Source organism: Pseudomonas psychrophila HA-4 (genome assembly GCF_000282975.1).
Classification (GTDB): Bacteria; Pseudomonadota; Gammaproteobacteria; order Pseudomonadales; family Pseudomonadaceae; genus Aquipseudomonas; species Aquipseudomonas psychrophila_A.
This window is the reverse complement of the sequence record NZ_ALJC01000006.1, coordinates 138,523-159,755: the sequence shown is the minus strand read 5'-3', so window position 1 is coordinate 159,755 and position 21,233 is coordinate 138,523. Positions and strand designations below refer to the sequence as shown.

Here is a 21,233-nt window from a genome sequence, read left to right as displayed (position 1 = left end):
AGTGGCGAACCAAAACCGCCAGCACCGCAATCCCGGCCAGGATCAGCCAGTTGTATTGGCTGCCGTAGGTGCTCGGGAAGTGGTTGCTGATCATGATGAACAGCACCGGCAAGGTGAAGTAGTTGTTGTGACGCGAACGCAACAGGCCTTTGGCCGGCAATGCCGGATCGGGCGAGCGGCCTTCTTTGATGGCGGCCACCAATGCACGCTGGGCGGGCATGATGATGCGGAATACGTTGCCGACCATGATGGTGCCGATGATGGCGCCGACATGCAGATACGCGCCGCGTCCGCTGAACACTTTGCTCAGGCCGAAGGCTGCGGCGACCAACAACACAAACAGGATGAAACCGAGCAGCGCCGGGCGCTTGCCCAAGGCGGAGTCGCACAGAAAGTCGTAGATAAACCAGCCTGCAATCAACGAACCGATACCGATGGCGACCGCTTCAGGGCCGCTTAGGGTGGAGCCTGGAGCAATCAGATACAGCGCCGGATTGAAGTAAAACACCAGGCACAGCAGTGCGATGCCTGACATCCAGGTGAAATAGGCTTCCCATTTAAACCAGTGCAGGTTGTCTGGCATGGTCGGTGGGGCCAGCTTGTACTTCTCGAGGTGGTAAATACCGCCCCCGTGAATGGCCCATAAATCGCCGGCCAGACCGTCTTTGGGGTTGGCTCGATTGAGGTTGTTCTCAAGCCAGACAAAATAAAACGACGCGCCAATCCAGGCCACACCGGTAATCATATGAATCCAACGCACGCTCAGATTCAGCCATTCCATCAGATGTGCTTCCACAGTCTTTACCTCTGCCCGTCGTTCTTTTTTGAACGTTGAGGCCTTCTCTTATTGGTGGGGGGCGAGGATCAATTGCTCATCCTCTTTAAAGAAATGCTCATCGCAGTTATTGCCTGCACCACTGCGATCAACCACCAGGAAGTCATCCCGCTTTTCGATCGTTAGCACCGGATGGTGCCAAACGCCGCGATGGTAATTAATGCCCTGCCTGCCATTACTGACAAAGGCGCGGACCAAGCCTGATACAGGTTCATCGCCAACTGGCGCGACCACGATCAGAAAGGGGTTGCCGAGCAGCGGGATAAAAGCTTGGCTGCCCAGCGGATGGCGCTCCAGCATGCACACAGTGAACGGCATGTCCTGCGCCTCGGCGCGGAAAATGCTGATGATCGCCTTGCAGTCTGGCGTAGCCGTTTGGACTTCGGCCAGACGATGAAAACGCATCGTTGAACCGTTGTTGATCATGAAGTGGTCGCTGCCATCGGTTTCAATCACGTCACCGAACGGGGCGAAGGCTTCTTTGGTCAGCGGTTCAATCTGCAATGTGCGCATGGTGGTCTTCTTTTTCTAAATGACTGTCAGGTGTTCGTTTTGCTGTTGTAGTCGCTGCCGCAGGCTGCGTTAAGGTCCGAAGGGCCTTCAACAGCAAGGTCGCTGCGCAACCCATCGCAGCCTTCGTCAGCGACTACAGTTTTTGCGTTATTTAGCGACCTTGCCCAGAACACGCAGGCGGCTTACACCGCCGTCCGGGAACAGGTTGAGCCGAATGTGGGTGATCGGACCAAGGGCTTTGATCTGCTCGTTGAAGGTATGCTCAGCGTGCATTTCAAGTTTTTGGCTCGGCAGCAATTCACGCCAGAACAGGCTCTGGGTTTCGATCTGGCTGTCGGTGCCGCCTTTGACGAACGCGCCTTGAATCGAGCAGCTGTCCGGGTAGTTACCCTTGAAGTGCAGGGTGTCGACGACGATCTGTTCAACCTCACCGGCATGCCCCAGCGCGACGATGACCCAGTCGTTGCCGGGTGTACGACGGCGTGCGGTTTCCCAGCCATCACCCATGTTGATGCCACGGCCTGGGTTGAGGATGTTGCTCATGCGCCCAAAGTGTTCGTCGGAACAGGCGAGGGCACGGCCACCATTGAGGGCCGCAGCGAGGTCGACCTGTTCGTTGTCACCCACGGCCGACCAGTCACGGAACGGCACGCCGTACACACGCAAACGTGCTACGCCGCCATCTGGGTAGATGTTGAAGCGCAAGTGGCTGAACGCCTGATCGTTGCTGATTGCATGGTAGTGATGGCTGTTACCTTGCAACTCGACGGCCGACAGCACTTCAACCCATTGAGTGTTGGCGTCAGGTTCGCCCGAGGCCAGAAAGCAGGCTTCAAGCGAGGCAGATGGCGGGAAGTTGCCGGTGAAGAATGAAGTGTCAATGTCTACGCCTTTGATCGAGCCTGGAACGCCGAGGCGGATGACAGCACTGTCATAGCCTTCAAAGCGTTTGCGGCGCGACTCCCAGCCGTCCATCCACTTACCGTTGTCATCGAAAACGCCCTCCTTCCATACGGCCGGGGTCGGCTGGAACAGACGGTTGGCGTCGGCGAACCAATCATCGGTTACGGAGATGATTTTGGTGCCCAGACGGGCATCGGCCAAGTTGACGAACTTCTCGAACGGTACGGCGTAAGCTTTCATTCTTCTGGTCTGCCTTTAAGTCAGTGGCTGGAGATGCGTCACCGGCAGGTGCCGGCTCGGCTTAGAGCTGGAGTAATCGGAACAGGGCTATTTTGTTGATTTCTGCCAACGCGCAGTTGAACTCGACGTCTGCCGGGTTATGGATACGGGTCTCGAACGCGGCGAGGATCTGGTGCCGGTCGCTGCCTTTTACCGCCATGATGAAGGGAAACTTGAACGTGGCTTTGTAGGCCTCATTCAGCTCGGTGAAGCGCTGAAACTCTTCTTCCGTGCAGTGGTGAATACCGGCGCCAGCTTGTTCGTGAGTGCTGGATTCGGTCAGTTGGCCCTGTACGGCAGCTTTGCCCGCCAGGTCCGGGTGAGCGTTGATCAGTCCCAGTTGGCTGTTGTGATCGGCGCTCAATAAAATGTCGCTCATACGCTGGTGCAAAGTTTCGATCTGATCGACGCTGGCATCCAGGCCCAGGTCGTAAGCCTTTTCGGCGACCCAGGGCGAGTGTTCGTAAATGTCGGCAAAGGCATCGACAAACGCTTCACGGCTCATGGCTGAAGGCTTGAGGGTCTTGAAGGCGCTCATTGGTCGGTCTCTGCAACATATGGGTGGGTGGCGTGCCAGTGACGGGCGATGTCCACGCGGCGGGTGAACCAGACCTGTTCGTGACCCTTGGCGTATTCAATGAAGCGCTTGAGGGCGGCGAGACGCGCAGGGCGGCCAATGAGGCGGCAATGCAGGCCGATGGATAGCATTTTCGGCGACTCTGCGCCTTCGGCGTACAGCACATCGAAAGCATCCTTGAGGTACTGGTAAAACTGCTCGCCGGTGTTAAAACCCTGCACTTGGGTGAAGCGCATGTCATTGGTGTCCAGGGTGTAAGGAATCACCAGATGCGGCTTGCCGGTCGGGTTGTTCGGTTCCCAGTAGGGCAGGTCGTCGTCGTAGGTGTCGCTGTCATACAAAAAGCCGCCTTCTTCCATCACCAGACGGCGGGTATTGGGGCCGGTGCGGCCGGTGTACCAGCCCAGCGGCCGCTCGCCGCTTATTTCAGTGAGGATGCGGATCGCTTCGAGCATGTGCTCACGCTCCAGCGTCTCGTTCATGTACTGGTAGTCAATCCAGCGATAGCCGTGGCTGCAAATCTCATGCCCGGCGGCGACCATGGCACGGATCACATCGGGATGGCGTTGCGCGGCCATGGCCACGGCAAACACGGTGAGCGGGATGTCGAATTCCTGGAACAACTTGAGTACGCGCCACACGCCAGCGCGACTACCGTATTCATACAGGGACTCCATGCTCATGTTGCGCTCGCCTTGTAGCGGCTGCGCCGAAACCATTTCCGAAAGGAAGGCTTCTGATTCTTTGTCGCCATGGAGGATGTTGCGCTCACCGCCTTCTTCGTAATTGAGTACGAAAGACAGAGCGATGCGGGCGTTGTCCGGCCAATGCGGGTGAGGAGGGTTGGGACCGTAACCAATTAGGTCGCGTGGGTAGTCAGCGCTCACTACAGTCTTCCTTATTGTGGTTGTTAACAGTCGATTGGCCAGACCTGGCGTCACTGCGATGGCCTGATTGTATACAACTTTATAATGTCTTTGTAACCCTGAATTTGTGCATTTTTATCATGTCTCGTGCTGAAAAGGTACTTGCAAGAAACTTGCCTAACTAGTCAGCTTATGAACATAAAGTCTATTAAGGCTGTGGCTTTCAGAGGAAATACCGTATAGGCCCTAACGGTCACGGGCTGGGTAAAATTGCATTTTTAATTGTGTACAATTTTTGTGATAAGTGTCTTAATCTTAGCTTCGCTGTGACTTTTGGTGCGCCAAAAGAGAGCAGCGGCCGTATTTATTCACCGAGGTCGGGGAGGTCGCAGAACCAATGGGACGTTTGACTACGCACGTTTTAGATGCCGCACACGGTTGCCCTGGCAGCTCGATCAAGGTCGAGTTGTATCGGGTAGAAGGTTCACAATTGACGCTGGTAGGGCATGCGTTGACTAACAGCGATGGTCGCTGCGATGCGCCCCTGTTGCAGGGCGATGACTACCGTTCCGGGGTTTACCAGTTGCAATTCGAGGCGGGTGATTACTACCGCGCGCGGGGTGTGGAGCTGCCTGAACAGGCGTTTTTGGACGTGGTGGTGCTGCGTTTCGGGATCAGTGCCGAGCAGGATCACTACCATGTGCCGCTGCTGATCTCGCCGTACAGCTATTCGACGTACCGTGGGAGTTAGGGGTTAAGAACTGCGCACCGTGGTAGATTTTTGCCCGCTCACACTGCGGGCTTTTTTTTGAGCATAAATTGAATCGCTGAACCCGCATGCGTGCGCAGAGAGGTCTGAGAGGGCGGCATTGCGACGTTTGGTTGCCGCAAGCCGCATTCGGCAGCCGCGTAGGTGTCATGCCCTTACGCTTGCGTGATGCCTAGTCGCTGTCATCTAGCAAATTGTTCAGCGCATGAGCGCGCAGTTCATTGACTTTACCGATGCTCTTTTCCGGCGATGAGCGAATGACATCGCGCGGATCATTGATCAGCACCCGGCCATTGGTGTCTATGAGAAATTGCAGATCCTCGATATGCACACTATGGGCCCTGAGCTTGCTGATGATTGCCTTGCAGTCGTTGACAATATTTTCGTTAAACCACGTCTTGGTTGGCAGGCTTGAACGGTTCTGAACAATGTCTTCGGAATCTATGGCGTTATGGATAAAGTCTTTTGAGACGCCTACAGCGTTGCCGTATTTCACCAACGCATGTGCGTCGACCACAGGAAAGCCTAGCTCTTTCAAACGCTTGGTCGTCGCCAGCTCTTTCTGGGCATAGAGCTCGGCTGGGATGCTCCCGGTCGTGCCCGCACGGAATAGACATATGCACTGTGTTGGGGATTGGCGGGAGTGAAAAACATCCTTTTGACTGCCGCTGCCCACCTTTTGGCCCAAGGATCTGATGTCATTAAACGCGTTTGACGCGTCATAAGTTGTGTCAGAAGTTGCAGTGTGATGCTTTTGATTTACAGAAGAATTTGAGATGAACATGGTGCCACTCGCTCTATAGCTGATGCGGTTTGTATTGCATGCACTGCACATAGGTTGAGTGGCGATTGGAGAGGGGTAGGTTCCGTAGGGTATTGGGTTTATCGCTCGCGATTTGATGCCCTTTTGGCAGCTACAGGCGAGGGTGATTTAGCGGCTTAACAACGATGCTGTGCCCGCCACGCCAAACAAACCGGCGCTGATGCGGTTGAACCAACTCTGACCCTTGCCGCTGCGCAGGTAATTCGCTGCGCCGTGCGCGCCAAGGCCGTAGGCCAGTTTGCAGAGCAGGTCGAGCACGGTCCAGGTGGCGATCATCACCAGCAGTTGCCCAAGGAAGGGCTGGTCGGGGTTAAGAAACTGCGGCAAGAACGCGGCGAAGAATAAAATGTCTTTCGGGTTGCTGGCGCCTAGCACAAAAGCGCGCCCAAATAGAGCGCTAAAGCGCGGTTTTGGTGCAGCTTCGGGCACTTTTGCCTCGGTCGCCGGCTGGCGGGACTGCTTCCAGCTTTGCCACGCCAGATAGAACAGGTACAGCGCACCGACGATTTTCAGGGCGCTGAACAACTGCTCCGACGCCAGCAGCAACGCGCCCAAGCCCAGTGCTGAAGCGCTGAGTAAGCAGATCGAGGCAATGACACCGCCCAAGAACGCCGGGTAAGAGCGGCGCAGGCCGTAGTTTAAGCTATTGCTGATCATCAATAACGACAGCGGCCCCGGTATCAGGATCACCACCAATGCCGCGCTGCTGAACAGCAGCCAGGTTTCGAGACTCATCACTTCCTCCATGTACACGCGTCTCCCGATACAGTGCCGGGGTCTGCTGATTTATGCTTTTGTATACAAATAAATCAAGTATTGTTTTAAGTTTTAGCGGCTTTGCCCCAGCGCCTGATTAATCGTCAGCCAGCCGTTGACCGCTTCCTCGCCCGCTTGAGCGAACACCCGTTGCAGCAGTTTGACCTGCTCGCGGCGCAGGCTGGCTTCAAAACGAACGCCGTCGGCGGTTAATTCCAGCAGGCGTTTACGTTTATCGGTGTCGGGTGCGACGCTGAGCACTAGGTTCATTTCGATCAATTGGCGCAATGGTGTGTTAAGCGCCTGCTTGCTCACGCCGAGCAACGACAGCAATTGAGTCACGCTGACCCCGGGATGGTGGGCGATAAAAAAAACGATGCGCTGATGCACGCGGCTGAGACCGCGGCGGGCCAGCATTTCGTCCGCTTTGGCAGTAAACGCCTGATAGCCAAAGAAGAAGGCCTGCATGGCGGCGCGCTGAGTGGTTGGATTTTTAAGGTCAAGCATATTGACGTATTTAGGCTTCGCGGCGTAATTTCGGTCAACCAGTTTGACTTATTTTCAATTACTTCTGCTACCGGTGATCTGTATGGCCTTCTCCGAACGTGTTTCCCGCCTGAAAAGCTCTTTGATTCGTGAAATTCTGGCCGCGGCCCAGCGGCCGGAAGTCATGTCTTTTGCAGGCGGTCTACCGGCCGAAGCCATGTTGCCCAAGGTCGAGTGGACCGACATGCCGGTCTCGATGGGCCAATACGGCATGAGCGAAGGTGAGCCGGCCCTGCGTGAAGTGTTAGCCGCAGAGGCTCGTGCGCTGGGGGTTAACTGCGACGCGAGCCAAGTGATGGTGCTCAGTGGTTCGCAACAGGCGCTCGACCTGGCAGCCAAGCTGTACATCGACAAGGGCACCGAGATCATGCTCGAAGCGCCGACCTACCTGGCGGCACTGCAGATTTTTCAACTGTTTGGTGCGCAGTGCCTGACTTTCCCGTTGCAGGCCGATGGCCCGGACCTGGCCGCGCTGCGCGTACAACTGGAAAACCACCGTCCGGCGTTTATCTACCTGATCCCGACGTTTCAAAACCCGTCTGCCGTGCGTTACAGCGAAACCAAACGTGACGCCGTTGCCGCGTTGCTGGACGAGTTCGGTGTGACCCTTATTGAAGACGAGCCTTACCGCGAGCTGAACTTTGACGGTGGCAGCGCGACTCCGATCGTCAGCCGCTTGAAAAAAGCCAGTTGGATCTACACCGGCACCGTGTCCAAAACCCTGTTGCCGGGCCTGCGTGTTGGCTTTCTGATTGCCAGCCCGGACTTGTTCCCGCACTTGTTGCGTCTAAAACAGTCGGCAGACTTGCACACCAACCGCGTGGGCCAGTGGCAGGCGTTGCAGTGGATTGGTACTGAGAAAATGGCCCGCCACCTGGCCGAGCTGCGTGATTTCTACCGTGTGCGCCGGGATGGTTTCCAGTTAGCGCTGGAAGAACACTTTTCGGACCTGGCAGATTGGAACGTACCGCAGGGCGGGCTGTTTTTCTGGCTGACACTTAAACAGCCGCTGGATACCCGTACCTTGCTTAAACCTGCGCTGGCGCAAAACGTAGCGTTCATGCCGGGCGAACCGTTCTTCGCCAACCCGGACCAGAACGTGGGTAGTTTGCGTCTGAACTTCAGCCACATCGACCCAGCGCGCCTGCATGAAGGCCTGAAACGTCTGGCTGATGTTATTCGTCAAGCACAAGCCACACAGGCTGCTTAAGGGGGACGCGATGCTCAAGGTTTACGGCGATTACAACTCGGGCAACTGTTACAAGGTCAAGCTGATGCTGCACTTGCTTGGGCTTGAGTATCAGTGGCAGTCAGTGGATATTTTGAAGGGCCAGACCGAAACCCCGGAGTTCCTCGCGAAAAATCCTAACGGCAAAGTGCCGGTACTGGAACTGGAAGATGGCACGTGTCTGTGGGAGTCCAACGCGATTCTTAACTATCTAGCGGACGGCAGCGACTACCTGCCCACTGAACCGCGTCTGCGCACCCAAGTGCTGCAATGGCAGTTTTTTGAGCAATACAGCCATGAGCCATACATTGCAGTGGCGCGGTTTATTCAGTTCTACCTAGGGTTGCCAGAGGGGCGTCTTGAGGAATACCGCAAATTGCAGAAGCGCGGTTACAAGGCGTTGGACGTGATGGAGCAGCAGCTTTCTCGAACACCATATTTGGTGGGAGAGCACTTCTCGATTGCCGACGTGACGCTGTATGCCTACACCCACGTGGCGCATCAGGGCGGCTTTAACCTGGAGGGTTATCCGGGAATTCAGGCTTGGCTGAAACGGGTGGCAAGCCATCCGCGGTATGTCGGGATGCTCGATTGAGCCTATCAGCCAAAGAGGCCCTGTAGGAGCGAGCTTGCCTCGCGATCTTTTGATCATTTAGAAGATCGCGAGCAATCGAGCGTCGACCGGCTCCTACAAAGTGAACGGCGCCCTAAACGTTGGCAAACCGCTGGTTCAGGTAATCAATGATCACCTTGGAGTCGTACATCCAAGTGGTCTTGCCGTCTTCTTCAATGCGCAGGCAAGGGACTTTGATCTTGCCGCCTTGTTCCAGCAATGTTTGGCGGTCCTGTTCGTTGTTCTTGGCGTCTCGCAGCGCCACCGGTACGTTCAGGCGGCGCAGGTTGCGGCGGGTTTTGACGCAGAACGGGCAGGCATGGAACTGGTACAGGGTCAGGCTTTTTGCAGCCTGATCAACCTGTGCCTGAGCAGCAGCAGGGCGCTGTTTTTTACTGGGGCGGGTAATGAAATCGCCAGCGATGATCAACTGACCCAGGCCGATGCGAAGCGCTTTGATAACCACGGTAAAAGCCTCATGGGCAAGTAAAGAAGGGGCGCAGCTTACCTGAAATTGCCAGGCGAAAAAAAACCGGCGATGAACGCCGGTTTTTTTGTGCCGGTATTACTTGATCAGGCTGAGAAACTCGCTACGCGTTGCCGCGTTTTCGCGGAACTCGCCCAACATCACCGACGTGATCATCGACGAGTTTTGCTTCTCGACACCGCGCATCATCATGCACATGTGTTTGGCTTCAATCACCACTGCAACGCCCAGAGCGCCAGTCACTTGCATCACGGCGTCGGCAATCTGGCGGCTCAGGTTTTCCTGAATTTGCAGGCGGCGAGCGTACATGTCGACAATGCGTGCGACTTTTGACAAGCCCAGCACTTTGCCGCTCGGAATGTAGGCAACGTGCGCCTTGCCGATAAATGGCAACAGGTGGTGTTCGCACAACGAGTAGAGCTCGATGTCCTTGACCAACACCATTTCGCTGTTGTCAGAGCTGAACAAGGCACCGTTGGTGACTTCTTCGAGGGTCTGCTCATAACCGCGGCAAAGGTACTGCATGGCTTTGGCGGCGCGCTTTGGCGTGTCCAGCAGGCCTTCACGGGAAACGTCTTCACCGAGTTGGCCGAGGATCGCCGTATAGTTTTGTTCCAGGGACATTAATCTACCTGTGGGATTTTTCGCAAAGGGCAAGGGTACGGGGGCTGACACGGCGCTGCAAGTGGGGCATGCGCGGTTACTCGTCGCGGCCCTCCATCATGGTGCGTTTAAGCATCACGTAAACGGCGCCAGCCCCCCCATGTTTGGCCTGGCAAGAGCAGAACCCCAGAACCTGTGAATGCTGGCGTAACCACGTGTTGACGTGACTTTTGATCATTGGACGTTTGCCGTCCAGCCGGACAGCCTTGCCGTGGGTGACGCGCACGCAACGCACTTCAAGGCGGGTAGCTTCGCTGAGGAACTCCCACAGGTTTTCCCGGGCCTTTTCGACGGTCATGCCGTGTAAGTCTAGGCTGCCTTCGAAACTGATCTGCCCCAGCTTGAGCTTGCGCATCTGGCTTTCTTGCACGCCATCGCGGGCCCAATGCAACTGATCTTCAGGGCCCACATCAATCACGAACTGGTCTGACAGACCGTCAATGATCGTCGCATGGGTGCGCACGGTAGCGTTTTGGCGCAGTTTGGCCATCTGTGCGCGGTCAGCTTTGGGTTTGCCGGTGTCAGCGCGATCATGCTTGATCGGCTTAACACCGCGAATTTCGTTTTTGAACAGGGAAAAGTCGTCGTCTTGCATGTCAGCCTCCGCGAAGGGCGCTCAGTTTACCCAAGTCGACGACAACCGGGCGGCGGATGTGCTTCAGTCGCGCTTTTTCATCAGATGTGGAGCGATGTTCAAGCCAAACGGTTGGCGCATCCGGCGTCGACAACGACGCCACAACCCTATGCCTAACCAACAGACCAGAAAGCCGATAACCAAGACCAGTGCAGCACCCGTGGCGCTGTTATTGAGCTCACCCAGTGCAGCCGGATGACCAATCAGGCTGCTGGCGCCTGCCAGTAATAACAACACGCCCATCAGTGTCAGCAAGGCGGCAAAGGCCAGAACAAAACGCGCGCGCCAGTTTCGGTATTCTTTGGGACGCAAGCGTCGTGCATCAAAACCATCGGAGATCTTCATTCCGATCTTTCCTTATAGGGTATCGGCCCTTCGACAGGAACATTGGGAGGTTGTTCCTGAGGTGCTCTGAAACCGGAACTTCGCATGTAGGGAAGAATGGGCACAGAGAGGCGGTTTAAGCAGGCCGCCTATCAGCTACAGGATCAGATCAAATCAGATTTTCAGTCAGGGTCAGGGTGGCGAAGTTGTCATTCATGATCGCCATCTCGATTCTTTGCACATCTGCCGCGCTGATGACACCGTTAGGCGTCGGCAGGTCACGGGTGGCGCAAGCGTCTTCGACCAGGGTGCAGCGAAAGCCGTGATCTTTGGCCGCGCGCACGGTGGTGCTGACGCTGGAGTGGCTCATGAAGCCGCAGACGATCAAGTCTAAATGGCCTAGTTTTTCCAGGGCATCCTGCAGGCCGGTGTCGTTGAAAGCGTTGGGCATGCGCTTCTCGATAATCACCTCATCGCCTGTCGGCTCAAGCCCAGCGATGAACTGGCCGCGATGTCCTTGCGGGTCGAACATGCCACCGACCGTGCCCAGATGGCGAACATGCACCACCGGGCGCTTTGCCTTGCGGGCGGCTTCGAGCAGCAGAGCGATGTGGGCGGTCGCGGTCTCCATCCCGGTCAGGGCCAGCGGGCCGCTTAGGTATTCATTTTGTGCATCGATGATCAGCAGGCTGGCATTGCTCAGATTAGCTGCGGCGTGACCACGCCCAGTGAGTTGAAACATCGTCTTCAAAGCGGACATTCGGGGGGGCTCCTTTGAGTGGGGCTTTTGTGACATTCTCCACTGGCAGAGCGTTTATGTGAATGGCTAGTCGTGTAAGCCACGCCGTTGTTGGCCTACAGCGATGTCAAGTACGATTGATCGAGCTAATAAACATACAAAACGGAGCGTTATTCCGTTTTGCGGCAGGCACGTGGAGTGCTTGATAGAGGCTTTTTCTTGACCGCTGGGCACAACTTTAGCCGCGTCAGAATTTGGCTGTTAGAATCATCGGTCGATTTTTAGGAGTAAAACCGTTGATCACTTCCCGCCTGCGCACATTGCGCGACCATATTCGCTGGGCCGTTAGCCACTTTCATGGTGAAGATCTGTTCTTCGGGCATGGTACCGACAACGCCTGGGACGAAGCCCGTCAACTGGTGCTGGGGGCATTGAACCTGCCGTGGGAAATTGCGGACAGCTACCTCGATTGCCGTCTTGAAGACGATGAGTTGGTTAACTTGCAACATTTGCTAAAACGTCGGATTGAAGAGCGCGTACCGACGGCTTATCTGTTGGGCGAAGCTTGGTTCTGTGGCATGTCGTTTATTGTTGATGAGCGCGTGTTGATTCCGCGTTCACCGATTGGTGAACTGATCGAAAACCGTTTTGAACCTTGGCTGGCGGCTGAGCCTGCGCGCATTCTCGACCTGTGCACGGGGTCGGGTTGCATCGGTATTGCCTGCGCGTATGAGTTCCAGAATGCCGAAGTGGTACTGGCCGATCTGTCGTACGAAGCGCTGGAAGTGGCCAATCAAAACATCGAGCGTCATGGTGTTGATGAGCGCGTGTACACAGTTCAAGGCGACGGTTTTGATGGTTTGCCGGGTCAGCGTTTCGATCTGATCGTGTCCAACCCGCCGTATGTTGATGCTGAAGATTTTGCCGATATGCCTGCCGAATATCAGCATGAACCAGAGCTGGGTCTGGCGTGTGGTGATGATGGTTTGAACCTGGTGCGCCGGATGCTGGCAGAAGCCGCAGACCACTTGACCGAGAAAGGTTTGTTGATTGTTGAAGTGGGCAACAGCCAGGTTCATGTTGAGGCGTTGTACCCGGAAGTTGACTTTGCTTGGCTTGAGTTTGAACGCGGTGGGCACGGCGTATTTATGCTGACCGCAGAGCAGTGCCGCGCTCACCAAGCGCTGTTTGCTGCACGCGTATAAGGGGCAAACCGGCAGGCACTGCAAGGGTGCCTGCTTTCAGCGATGGGTCGCAATCCAGATAAGCAGCCCTGCCTGAAACACCGCGAAAGCGACGAGGCAGGTGATGGTGAAGCGCAAACCCGTGTCTTCACGCTGATACTTGCTGATTTTTTCGTCTTTTTCGCGCAGCTTCAGTTCTTTCTCCTGCAGGTGCTGTTCGGCTTGCTGAAGCATCTGAGCTGCATCGAGAATCTCGATGAACTGGATTTTTTCGCTGTTCCAAGTGTTGTACAAATCCCCGATCACCCCCGTTTCAATGCGCGCCTTGCGATGCAGAGCATCTTCATAGACCACGTCAAACCCCTGCGTGCGTAGGCAATGATCGCGGCGCAAGCGCATGTCTTCGCTCAAGGCATCTTTGGGGGGCAGGTCCAGGCTCTCAAAACGATAGTGCGAGGCTTTTTTCTGCGCCCACTGGACGCCCTGAGCCATCAGAAAGCGTCCGATGCCACGATTCAAGGGTTCTATTGAAAGGCCACGCTCGGGATCAATGCTGATGCGTTTTTCTGCGTGGTCGAGCCAGATATCGAGTTGATTCTGCTCTTTACGCACGTGTTGGCCGGGCAACTCGATACGCAGGCGCAGCAAACTCAGCGCTTTGTCATGGCGTTCGGCATAGCCCAGTTGCACAAAGCGCAAGGGGCGCGCCCCGGTACTGCGGTCTGTCTGCAAAGGGGCTAGCCGTAGCATTCTGAAATGCTCGGGTTGCACGTCTGCCCAAGGTCGCGGAAGCGCCTCGGGCGTTGCCGGCTCTTCAGCGTCGGCAGGTTGTGATGGGGTGTCGCTCATAACGGCTGAATCCTGTGCAAGCCCGGTATGTCGACCCAATCAACTCGGCCGACAATGATTTATCGGCCGTTATGCGCAGGACTAGAGGGTTGAGTGGCGTTCACTTTTGCGATGAAACGCACAATACGGTCACCCACTTCTCCCGCCAGACGCTGGTTGGGGTCGTTGTAGGACAAGATCTGGCGTTTCATGTCCATGGGCACAATACGCATTACATGGTTCATGCCATGTACCAAGGTGAGTGATGCATCCGGTTTAGCCGCTTTGAGCAGGCGTGCATCCTTGACGTCGACCTGAATGTCGTGGGTGCCCTGAATGATCATGGCGGGCATCTTCAGTGCAGTAAACGCGGCAGCAGGGTTAACCCGCAGCAAACTGATCAGGTAAGGCTGCACGCTGGGGCGAAATACCACCTGTAGCTCAGAAGGTACATTGTCATCTGTGTGGCCTGCTTCGAGGCTGCTGATCAGCTCAAAGCTGCGCTTGAGCAAGGCGGGTGGCAGGTTGTTGCGTTGCAACTGCTCGCGCAGTACTTGGCCAACCGGGCGTCCGGTGCCTGCAATGGAGATCACTCCGGCGGCATTGATACGCGGTGCAGCGAGTGCGGCGACGAGCGCACCTTCACTGTGGCCCAGTAAAAACACTTTGCTGAAGCGCGGGTCACTTTTGAGTTTGTTGCCCCATGCCACGGCGTCGTCGACGTATTGATCGAGGGTCAGTGTACGTTCGTCTGGCGCGGCAGCCAGGCTATGTGCAATGCCACGCTTGTCAAAGCGCACGCTGGCAATGTTGTTTTGTGCCAAGCGCCAGGCCAGTTTTTTCAAGCTGTCGTTGCGCCCGCCTTGGGCGTTGTTGCCGTCACGGTCAGTGGGGCCGGAGCCTGCAATGAGCAGCACCACCGGCACCGGTTTGTCACTCTTGGGCAGTACCAGCGAGCCGTAAAGCGTGCCCGAGCCGGTGTCCAGCTCAATGGGGCGCAGCAATACATTGGATTGTGGGGCCGCAAAGGCCTGAGTCCCGAACAGGGATAGAACGAGGAGGAATATTCGCAGCATCATTACGCCATCATTGTGTGAAGTGCCGGTTGCACAAAACCGGATGAGTAAGGTTGGAGGATGAACTACAGAGGCAGCCTGCGTATACTGGCGCGCTTAGTTATCCAAGCTTAGTTTATAGGCTGATTTTCACGGAGCGCCCTGAATGTCCGGCAATACCTACGGCAAGCTGTTCACTGTCACCACCGCTGGCGAAAGCCATGGCCCGGCGTTGGTCGCCATTGTAGATGGCTGTCCGCCTGGTCTGGAGCTGTCTCTTGAAGACTTACAGCGTGACTTGGACCGCCGCAAACCGGGCACTAGCCGCCACACCACCCAGCGCCAGGAAGCCGACGAAGTCGAAATTCTGTCCGGCGTGTTTGAAGGTCGCACGACCGGTTGCGCCATTGGTTTGCTGATCCGTAACACTGATCAGAAGTCCAAGGACTATTCGGCTATCAAGGATCTGTTCCGCCCCGCCCACGCTGACTACACCTACCACCATAAGTATGGCGAACGCGATTATCGCGGAGGCGGGCGCAGTTCTGCACGTGAAACTGCAATGCGTGTTGCGGCAGGCGCCATCGCCAAAAAGTATCTGGCGACCCAGGGTATTTTGATTCGTGGCTACATGAGCCAACTGGGTCCGATTGAAATCCCGTTCAAGACCTGGGACTCGGTCGAAGAAAACGCCTTTTTCAGCCCAGACCCGGACAAAGTGCCAGAGCTTGAGGCCTACATGGATCAACTGCGTCGCGATCAGGATTCTGTCGGTGCCAAAATTACCGTTGTTGCCGAGGGCGTGATTCCGGGGTTGGGCGAGCCGATTTTTGACCGTCTGGACGCTGAACTGGCGCACGCACTGATGAGCATCAACGCGGTCAAGGGCATCGAGATCGGCGCCGGTTTTGCCAGCGTAGCCCAGCGCGGTACAGAGCACCGTGATGAGCTGACGCCAGAAGGTTTCCTGAGCAATAACGCGGGCGGCATTCTGGGCGGTATTTCGTCGGGCCAGCCGATTGTTGCGCACTTGGCGCTCAAGCCGACGTCGAGCATCACCACTGCGGGCCGTTCGATTGATGTGAACGGTAATCCGGTGGAGGTCATCACCAAGGGCCGCCATGACCCGTGTGTCGGCATTCGTGCCACGCCGATTGCTGAAGCCATGATGGCGATCGTACTGATGGATCACCTGCTGCGCCATCGCGGGCAAAATGCTGACGTGCGCGTGAGCACGCCCGTGTTAGGTCAGCTGTGACAAAGGGGTTGTTGAGCGCTATGGTCTGACGACGATGGCGCCTCTTCCCTACTGGCGATTGTCGGGATTCTATCTGTCTTACTTCGCCTTACTCGGTGCTACAGCGCCTTTTCTGGCGCTGTACTTTCATCATCTCGGTTTCTCCAGTGCGCGGATAGGCGAGTTGGTCGCCATCCCGATGTTGATGCGTTGCGTGGCCCCCAACGTGTGGGGCTGGCTAGGGGACTACACGGGTAAGCGTCTGTTGATTGTGAGGCTGGGCGCGCTCTGCACCTTGCTCGGCTTCAGCCTGATTTTTATCAACAAAAGCTACGCCTGGCTGGCGTTGGTCATGGCGTTACATGCGTTTTTCTGGCACGCGGTGCTGCCGCAGTTTGAAGTCATCACCTTTGCCCATCTGCGTGAACAGCCCGAGCGTTATAGCCAAGTGCGCTTATGGGGGTCGATCGGCTTCATCATTACCGTGGTGATTCTGGGACGCCTGTTTGAATGGCTGAGCTTGGATATCTACCCGGTGGCGCTGGTCGTGATCATGGCTGCGATTGTGTTGTGCAGCCTGTGGGTACCCAATGCCCAACCCTCGAAACTGGGGCGCCAATCCCACGAGGGCGGCTTTTTAAAGCAACTGCGCAGCCCTGGCGTCCTGGCCTTTTATGTCACCGTCGCACTCATGCAAATGAGCCATGGCCCGTATTACACTTTCATCACCTTGTACCTTGAAGACCTGGGTTACAGCCGAGGTGTGATCGGCATGCTTTGGGCCTTGGGGGTAGTGGCCGAGGTGCTGATGTTTTTGGCCATGCGCCGCATTCTGCTGAAGTTTTCAGTGCGCCGCGTCTTGATGGCCAGCTTTGTGTTGGCCGCCTTGCGCTGGCTATTGCTGGGGACTTTTGCGCAATACCTGTGGGTGTTGCTGCTGGCGCAACTGATGCATGCGGCCACTTTCGGCAGTTTTCACGCGTCTGCCATGAGCTTCGTGCAACGTAGTTTTGGCCCCGGCCAGCAAGGGCAGGGGCAAGCGCTGTATGCCACCTTGGCCGGAATCGGCGGCGCGGCCGGTGCACTTTATGCTGGTTACAGTTGGAACACACTTGGCCCGACTATCACCTTTAGTATGGCAAGCCTCGCAGCGTTGGCTGCAGCCGTTATCATCGCAACTCGATTGCAAGAGGACAGGGCATGAGCCTTACCCGTGAACACTTGAGCCTGGAAATCATTGAAGCCGGGCGCTTTCTATATGGTCGTGGTTGGTCGCCTGCCACCAGCAGCAATTACTCGGCCCGGCTGTCGGCCACCGAAGCGCTGTTAACGGTGTCGGGCAAGCACAAGGGCCAGTTGGGCCTGGATGATGTACTGGCTACCGATTTGTCAGGTAACAGCCTTGAGCCGGGTAAGAAACCTTCAGCCGAGACCTTGCTGCACACGCAGCTTTACAGCTGGCGCCCCGAGATCGGCGCGGTGCTGCACACTCATTCGGTGAATGCCACGGTACTGTCGCGTTTAACGCCGGGGGAGAGCATCGAGTTTGAAGACTACGAATTGCAAAAAGCCTTTAGTGGCGTCTCGACCCATGAGTCGACAGTGCGGGTGCCGATTTTTGACAATGATCAGGACATCGAGCGCCTGGCAGCCAAGGTTCAGCCCTGGCTGGATGCGCACCCTGACTGTGCGGGCTACTTGATCCGCGGCCACGGCCTTTACACCTGGGGAGCACGCATGAGTGATGCTCTGCGTCAGATCGAGGCTTTCGAGTTTTTGTTTGAATGCGAGTTGAAAACGCGCGCTGTGCTTAACCGTTAACGCTGACTTCACTGCGAAGAAGCTCACCGCCTGATTTAAACGGTCTGCCTGAACGGTTTGGAAAAAGCCGAAAGTGTACGCCGAAGCTGAGGAATTACGCCCCATGAGCAGCCTTTCCGTTTACCACGTATCGAGCCCGGATTTACCCAACAAGGTGTTGACTCACTTTGATGACATAGCCTCCACGCTCGCCGAACAAGGCGTGCGCTTTGATCGCTGGCAGGCGGCCACGCCTATTCAGCCGGGTGCGAGCCAAGAGGATGTGATCAGCGCCTATCGCGCTCAGATTGATCGACTGATGACGGAGCACGGTTACGTCACTGTGGATGTGATTAGCCTCAACAGCGACCACCCGCAAAAAGCCGAATTGCGCGCCAAGTTCCTCGACGAACATCGTCATGGCGAAGATGAGGTTCGTTTTTTCGTAGCGGGCCGTGGGCTGTTTACCTTGCACATAGGTGATTTTGTATACGCGGTGCTGTGTGAAAAGAACGACCTGATCTCCGTGCCCGCGGGCACCCCGCACTGGTTTGACATGGGCGAGCACCCGCATTTTGTGGCTATCCGGTTGTTCAATAACCCTGAGGGCTGGGTCGCGAACTTTACCGGCGAAGACATCGCTAACCGCTTTCCGCGCCTCGAAGACTAAGGAATCTGTATGCCGATCAAAGCTATCCTGACCGATATTGAAGGCACCACCAGCGCTGTCAGCTTTGTGTTTGACGTGTTGTTCCCCTTTGCGGCCAAACACCTGCCCGCATTCGTCCGCACGCATGCTGAAGAGCCTGAAGTCGCTAAGCAGTTAGGCGCAGTGCGTCTGGACAGCGGTGAGCCTGAGGCGGACGTTGAGCGGGTGATCGAGATCCTTCAACAGTGGATTGCCGAAGACCTCAAGGCCACGCCGTTAAAAGCGTTGCAGGGCATGATCTGGAAACAGGGTTATGAGGCTGGGGAGTTGAAAGGGCACGTCTACCCGGATGCGGTGCAGGCGCTCAAGGCCTGGCATGAGCAGGGTTACGATTTGTACGTGTACTCGTCAGGTTCGATCCAGGCGCAGCAATTGATCTTTGGCTGCTCTGAAGCGGGCGATTTGACCCCGCTGTTCAGTGGCTATTTCGATACCACTTCTGGCCCCAAGCGCGAAGCCCAGTCGTATCGACACATTACCGAGGCGATTGGCTGCCCGGCGGGCAAAATCCTGTTTCTATCGGACATCCTCGAAGAGCTGGATGCGGCGCAAGAAGCTGGCATGCAAACCTGCGGCTTGGCGCGAGAAGGCGGGGAGTTGCGTGGGCATACTACGGTCAGCAGTTTTGCCGAGATTGACCCTACAGCGTGTTAATCCACACCCTGAAGGCGCGAGCTAGCCTCGCGATCTTTTGATCGTTAAAAGATCGCGAGCGTAGGTTCATCTCAGCGGGTGTGATAGGTCGGTAGGGCAAAGCGATGCTGGCTTTGCAGCAACGAGATCGACGGCAATTCACTGGCGGTGCCCGCCAGGTCGCGACGAATAGCGCTGATTACCCACGTCAGTTGTTCTGCAGTGTGCAATTGCGCGTAAGAAATAGAGCGTTGGGTTTGTGTGCCTTCGCTGTCACATAGCGTCAGCAATACGCCGCCATCTGGGCGAGGTTTCACGGTGACGGTGTGGTTCGAGAACAGAGACGCGAATTTTTCTTGGATCAGGCTCATATGATTCAGCTCCATTAGCTCATGAAGGGCTTACATGGAGTAGTGGTTGCAGCGATTGTGCCATCATCAATTATTAAAAAAATGCTTATAAATCATAAAGTTATAATTTATTAGAAATTCAATTTTCGTGCATTTTGCATGAATGGCCATCGTGCATCCTGCATTTTGCCCACTGTTGACGTTGTGGCGCCCAGTATTGAGAGGATGTTTATCTGACTCATGGTTGCTGATTGATTGTCTCTATAGATCTGTTGAGCAAAAAAGGGATGACATGGAGGGTCGCTCTCACGAAACTATGTTTTTTTGCAGCCAACGTGGAGCCTTACATGTCAGACGACAAGCCAGCCAATCAACAGCGCCAGATGACCCCCGAGGAAGCGGCCGACTTTGCCGAACAGGTGTTCAATAAAGCTCGCGAAGGCGATGCGGCGATGCTGGCGGCTTTGCTGAGCAAAGGCTTGCCTCCTAACTTGCGCAATCACAAGGGCGATACCTTGTTGATGCTGGCCAGTTATCACGGGCATGTCGATGCCGTTAAGGTGTTGCTCGAACATGACGCCGACCCCGAAATTCGCAATGACAATGGTCAAAGCCCGATTGCCGGTGCTGCCTTCAAGGGCGATCTGGCGATGGTCCAGGCCTTGGTCGAAGGGGGCGCGCAAGTTGAAGGCGCCTCATTTGACGGCCGTACCGCGTTGATGATGGCGGCGATGTTCAACCGTACCGCGATCATTGAGTACCTGATCAGCAAAGGTGCCGATCCAAAAGCCAAAGATGCGAATGACATTACCGCGTTGGATGCGGCCAAGACCATGGGCGCCACTGACAGCATTGCGTTGTTGAACACGCTGTTGGGCTGATTGCACGCCCTTGAGGCGCGCAATTGATATATCCTGCGCGCCCTCAATTTTCCTTGTGACAGGCCTGCCCATGAAAAACACTCTCGTTGAACTCATCAGCAAAATCAGCTCTGGGTGCATGGGCGACGACGAAATCGTAAAAATCGCTGACGAAGCGGCTCGGGCTTACGCCGATCAGGATGGTTTTCTCGCTGCCAACCCAGACATCAACTACGACGATACCTTTCCTATTCCGCTGGGGGAGTGGGTGGTCATCGGCAGCTTGCCGGAAACTGTCTTGTTTCAGGCTGACACGTACATGGATCTGTTTGCGCAGATCGTCGCTTCGTTTGGCCCGGGCGTAGCCTTCAATATCAAGCCTAAACAGCTGGCCAAAACCGAAGCGTTGACCGCACTTAACCGTATCCAGATCCAGATGGGTAGCATGAACCCTGAAAACGGTGGCTACGTACTGATGAACCTGAGCCAGCCTTTGGACGACGAGATTCAACTGGTGTTGGTCTATGGCAATGACGTCCCTCGCGTGCTGGAGTTGTGTGCTGAAGTCGGTATCAGTGCAGCCCCTTCGTTGGAAGCGCTGAAAGTAGCGGTTCACGTTTGATTCTGCCGGCCCTGCAATAAAAAAACGGAACCCTTGCTGTGGCTGGCTATCCTAAGTGAACACGCACTCACTCGGGAGCATCATCATGGGTTCGACGTTTAACGGCCTGATTGGTCTGATTATTTTGGCGCTGGATATCTGGGCCATTATCAATGTGCTCAAAAGCGGCTCTGAAACCGGGATGAAAATCCTTTGGGTGCTGTTGATTATCTTCTTGCCGGTGCTGGGGCTGATCATCTGGGCCATTGCCGGACCGCGAGGCAATGTCCGCATATAAGCCATCAATCAGCGGGCTGTGACGGCTTAATCGTCACCGTCCGCTGAGTTTGTCTGCATCAAGGTTCCACCTGTCATGCTCCTCGACGTAGAATGCGCGCCTTTCTTGGGCAGTTCAAAACGT

28 protein-coding genes are annotated in these 21,233 nt (G+C 55.8%); 12 read left to right on the top strand and 16 right to left on the bottom strand.

Annotated features, from left to right (window positions below):
• From B347_RS0101100 to puuE, 5 genes are all read right to left on the bottom strand, one after another.
• On the bottom strand, positions 1-796 hold a 796-nt coding region (locus tag B347_RS0101100; protein WP_033386860.1), incomplete at its 3' end, for a urate hydroxylase PuuD.
• 48 nt (positions 797-844) lie between these two features.
• The gene (locus B347_RS0101095; protein ID WP_019407879.1) at positions 845-1,348 is read right to left on the bottom strand and encodes an ureidoglycolate lyase; all 504 of its coding nucleotides are present in this window, start codon (positions 1,346-1,348) and stop codon (positions 845-847) included.
• A 147-nt stretch (positions 1,349-1,495) separates the two neighbouring features.
• Entirely contained in the window at positions 1,496-2,491 is a 996-nt protein-coding gene (alc, locus tag B347_RS0101090; protein ID WP_019407878.1) for an allantoicase, read from the bottom strand.
• Positions 2,492-2,552: 61 nt separating this feature from the next.
• The gene (gene uraD, locus B347_RS0101085) at positions 2,553-3,068 is read right to left on the bottom strand and encodes a 2-oxo-4-hydroxy-4-carboxy-5-ureidoimidazoline decarboxylase (protein ID WP_019407877.1); all 516 of its coding nucleotides are present in this window, start codon (positions 3,066-3,068) and stop codon (positions 2,553-2,555) included.
• Positions 3,065-3,994: an allantoinase PuuE gene (gene puuE / locus B347_RS0101080; protein ID WP_019407876.1), complete on the bottom strand. Its 930-nt coding sequence runs from the start codon at positions 3,992-3,994 to the stop codon at positions 3,065-3,067. The genes uraD and puuE overlap by 4 nt, the downstream gene beginning before the upstream one ends.
• 376 nt (positions 3,995-4,370) lie before the next feature.
• Between puuE and uraH the strand changes: the two genes are divergently transcribed.
• A complete protein-coding gene (gene uraH, locus B347_RS0101075) occupies positions 4,371-4,724 on the top strand; it encodes a hydroxyisourate hydrolase (RefSeq protein ID WP_019407875.1) in 354 nt (117 codons plus the stop codon).
• A gap of 190 nt (positions 4,725-4,914) precedes the next feature.
• Here the strand turns inward: uraH and hopBF1 are convergent, their stop codons facing one another.
• The 3 genes from hopBF1 to B347_RS0101060 all read right to left on the bottom strand — a co-directional run bounded on the left by hopBF1 (position 4,915) and on the right by B347_RS0101060 (position 6,828).
• Positions 4,915-5,526, bottom strand: a complete 612-nt coding sequence (hopBF1, locus tag B347_RS0101070) for a T3SS effector protein kinase HopBF1 (RefSeq protein ID WP_026013916.1) — start codon at positions 5,524-5,526, stop codon at positions 4,915-4,917.
• Between the two features lie 147 nt (positions 5,527-5,673).
• The gene (locus B347_RS0101065) at positions 5,674-6,300 is read right to left on the bottom strand and encodes a LysE family translocator (RefSeq protein WP_019407873.1); all 627 of its coding nucleotides are present in this window, start codon (positions 6,298-6,300) and stop codon (positions 5,674-5,676) included.
• Positions 6,301-6,393: 93 nt separating this feature from the next.
• Entirely contained in the window at positions 6,394-6,828 is a 435-nt protein-coding gene (locus B347_RS0101060) for a MarR family winged helix-turn-helix transcriptional regulator (protein WP_019407872.1), read from the bottom strand.
• A gap of 82 nt (positions 6,829-6,910) precedes the next feature.
• On the opposite strand from B347_RS0101060, the gene B347_RS0101055 reads away from it, so the two are divergent.
• Together B347_RS0101055 and B347_RS0101050 are read left to right on the top strand one after the other, a co-directional pair.
• Positions 6,911-8,077 (top strand): PLP-dependent aminotransferase family protein, encoded by a 1,167-nt coding sequence (locus tag B347_RS0101055; protein ID WP_019407871.1) that lies wholly within the window; start codon positions 6,911-6,913, stop codon positions 8,075-8,077.
• Positions 8,078-8,087: 10 nt separating this feature from the next.
• Positions 8,088-8,690, top strand: coding sequence for a glutathione S-transferase family protein (locus tag B347_RS0101050; RefSeq protein WP_019407870.1), 603 nt, complete (start codon positions 8,088-8,090; stop codon positions 8,688-8,690).
• Positions 8,691-8,802: 112 nt separating this feature from the next.
• On the opposite strand, the gene B347_RS0101045 is transcribed toward B347_RS0101050, so the two are convergent.
• From B347_RS0101045 to B347_RS0101025, 5 genes are all read right to left on the bottom strand, one after another.
• Positions 8,803-9,174, bottom strand: coding sequence for a glutathione S-transferase N-terminal domain-containing protein (locus B347_RS0101045; protein ID WP_019407869.1), 372 nt, complete (start codon positions 9,172-9,174; stop codon positions 8,803-8,805).
• 99 nt (positions 9,175-9,273) lie between these two features.
• Positions 9,274-9,819, bottom strand: a complete 546-nt coding sequence (folE, locus tag B347_RS0101040) for a GTP cyclohydrolase I FolE (RefSeq protein ID WP_003442011.1) — start codon at positions 9,817-9,819, stop codon at positions 9,274-9,276.
• A 76-nt stretch (positions 9,820-9,895) separates the two neighbouring features.
• Entirely contained in the window at positions 9,896-10,453 is a 558-nt protein-coding gene (locus B347_RS0101035) for a Smr/MutS family protein (protein ID WP_019407868.1), read from the bottom strand.
• 63 nt (positions 10,454-10,516) lie between these two features.
• Positions 10,517-10,837 (bottom strand): hypothetical protein, encoded by a 321-nt coding sequence (locus B347_RS0101030; RefSeq protein WP_019407867.1) that lies wholly within the window; start codon positions 10,835-10,837, stop codon positions 10,517-10,519.
• A gap of 148 nt (positions 10,838-10,985) precedes the next feature.
• Positions 10,986-11,576 (bottom strand): cysteine hydrolase family protein, encoded by a 591-nt coding sequence (locus tag B347_RS0101025; protein ID WP_019407866.1) that lies wholly within the window; start codon positions 11,574-11,576, stop codon positions 10,986-10,988.
• Between the two features lie 275 nt (positions 11,577-11,851).
• On the opposite strand from B347_RS0101025, the gene prmB reads away from it, so the two are divergent.
• On the top strand, positions 11,852-12,760 hold the full coding sequence (prmB, locus tag B347_RS0101020; RefSeq protein ID WP_019407865.1) for a 50S ribosomal protein L3 N(5)-glutamine methyltransferase: 909 nt from the start codon (positions 11,852-11,854) through the stop codon (positions 12,758-12,760).
• Positions 12,761-12,796: 36 nt separating this feature from the next.
• On the opposite strand, the gene B347_RS0101015 is transcribed toward prmB, so the two are convergent.
• Both B347_RS0101015 and B347_RS0101010 read right to left on the bottom strand, forming a co-directional pair.
• On the bottom strand, positions 12,797-13,588 hold the full coding sequence (locus B347_RS0101015; RefSeq protein ID WP_019407864.1) for a hypothetical protein: 792 nt from the start codon (positions 13,586-13,588) through the stop codon (positions 12,797-12,799).
• A gap of 59 nt (positions 13,589-13,647) precedes the next feature.
• Positions 13,648-14,646: an alpha/beta hydrolase gene (locus B347_RS0101010; RefSeq protein ID WP_019407863.1), complete on the bottom strand. Its 999-nt coding sequence runs from the start codon at positions 14,644-14,646 to the stop codon at positions 13,648-13,650.
• A 142-nt stretch (positions 14,647-14,788) separates the two neighbouring features.
• Here B347_RS0101010 and aroC point away from each other — a divergent pair, with 142 nt between their 5' ends.
• The 5 genes from aroC (at position 14,789) to mtnC (ending at position 19,022) form a co-directional block, all read left to right on the top strand.
• On the top strand, positions 14,789-15,880 hold the full coding sequence (gene aroC, locus B347_RS0101005; protein WP_019407862.1) for a chorismate synthase: 1,092 nt from the start codon (positions 14,789-14,791) through the stop codon (positions 15,878-15,880).
• A 34-nt stretch (positions 15,881-15,914) separates the two neighbouring features.
• The gene (locus B347_RS0101000) at positions 15,915-17,063 is read left to right on the top strand and encodes an MFS transporter (RefSeq protein ID WP_019407861.1); all 1,149 of its coding nucleotides are present in this window, start codon (positions 15,915-15,917) and stop codon (positions 17,061-17,063) included.
• Positions 17,060-17,680: a methylthioribulose 1-phosphate dehydratase gene (locus tag B347_RS0100995; protein ID WP_019407860.1), complete on the top strand. Its 621-nt coding sequence runs from the start codon at positions 17,060-17,062 to the stop codon at positions 17,678-17,680. Before B347_RS0101000 ends, B347_RS0100995 begins: the two co-directional genes overlap by 4 nt.
• Before the next feature lie 103 nt (positions 17,681-17,783).
• On the top strand, positions 17,784-18,329 hold the full coding sequence (locus tag B347_RS0100990) for a 1,2-dihydroxy-3-keto-5-methylthiopentene dioxygenase (protein WP_019407859.1): 546 nt from the start codon (positions 17,784-17,786) through the stop codon (positions 18,327-18,329).
• 9 nt (positions 18,330-18,338) lie between these two features.
• Positions 18,339-19,022: an acireductone synthase gene (mtnC, locus tag B347_RS0100985; RefSeq protein WP_019407858.1), complete on the top strand. Its 684-nt coding sequence runs from the start codon at positions 18,339-18,341 to the stop codon at positions 19,020-19,022.
• Positions 19,023-19,093: 71 nt separating this feature from the next.
• Here the strand turns inward: mtnC and B347_RS0100980 are convergent, their stop codons facing one another.
• Positions 19,094-19,372 (bottom strand): DUF3509 domain-containing protein, encoded by a 279-nt coding sequence (locus B347_RS0100980; RefSeq protein WP_019407857.1) that lies wholly within the window; start codon positions 19,370-19,372, stop codon positions 19,094-19,096.
• A gap of 326 nt (positions 19,373-19,698) precedes the next feature.
• Between B347_RS0100980 and B347_RS0100970 the strand changes: the two genes are divergently transcribed.
• From B347_RS0100970 to B347_RS0100960, 3 genes are all read left to right on the top strand, one after another.
• Positions 19,699-20,232, top strand: coding sequence for an ankyrin repeat domain-containing protein (locus B347_RS0100970; RefSeq protein WP_019407856.1), 534 nt, complete (start codon positions 19,699-19,701; stop codon positions 20,230-20,232).
• Between the two features lie 70 nt (positions 20,233-20,302).
• Positions 20,303-20,833 (top strand): hypothetical protein, encoded by a 531-nt coding sequence (locus tag B347_RS0100965; protein WP_019407855.1) that lies wholly within the window; start codon positions 20,303-20,305, stop codon positions 20,831-20,833.
• Between the two features lie 85 nt (positions 20,834-20,918).
• Positions 20,919-21,110 carry a PLDc N-terminal domain-containing protein gene (locus tag B347_RS0100960; protein WP_019407854.1) on the top strand — a complete coding sequence of 64 codons (192 nt, stop codon included), beginning with the start codon at positions 20,919-20,921 and terminating at the stop codon, positions 21,108-21,110.
• Positions 21,111-21,233: the final 123 nt, after the last annotated feature.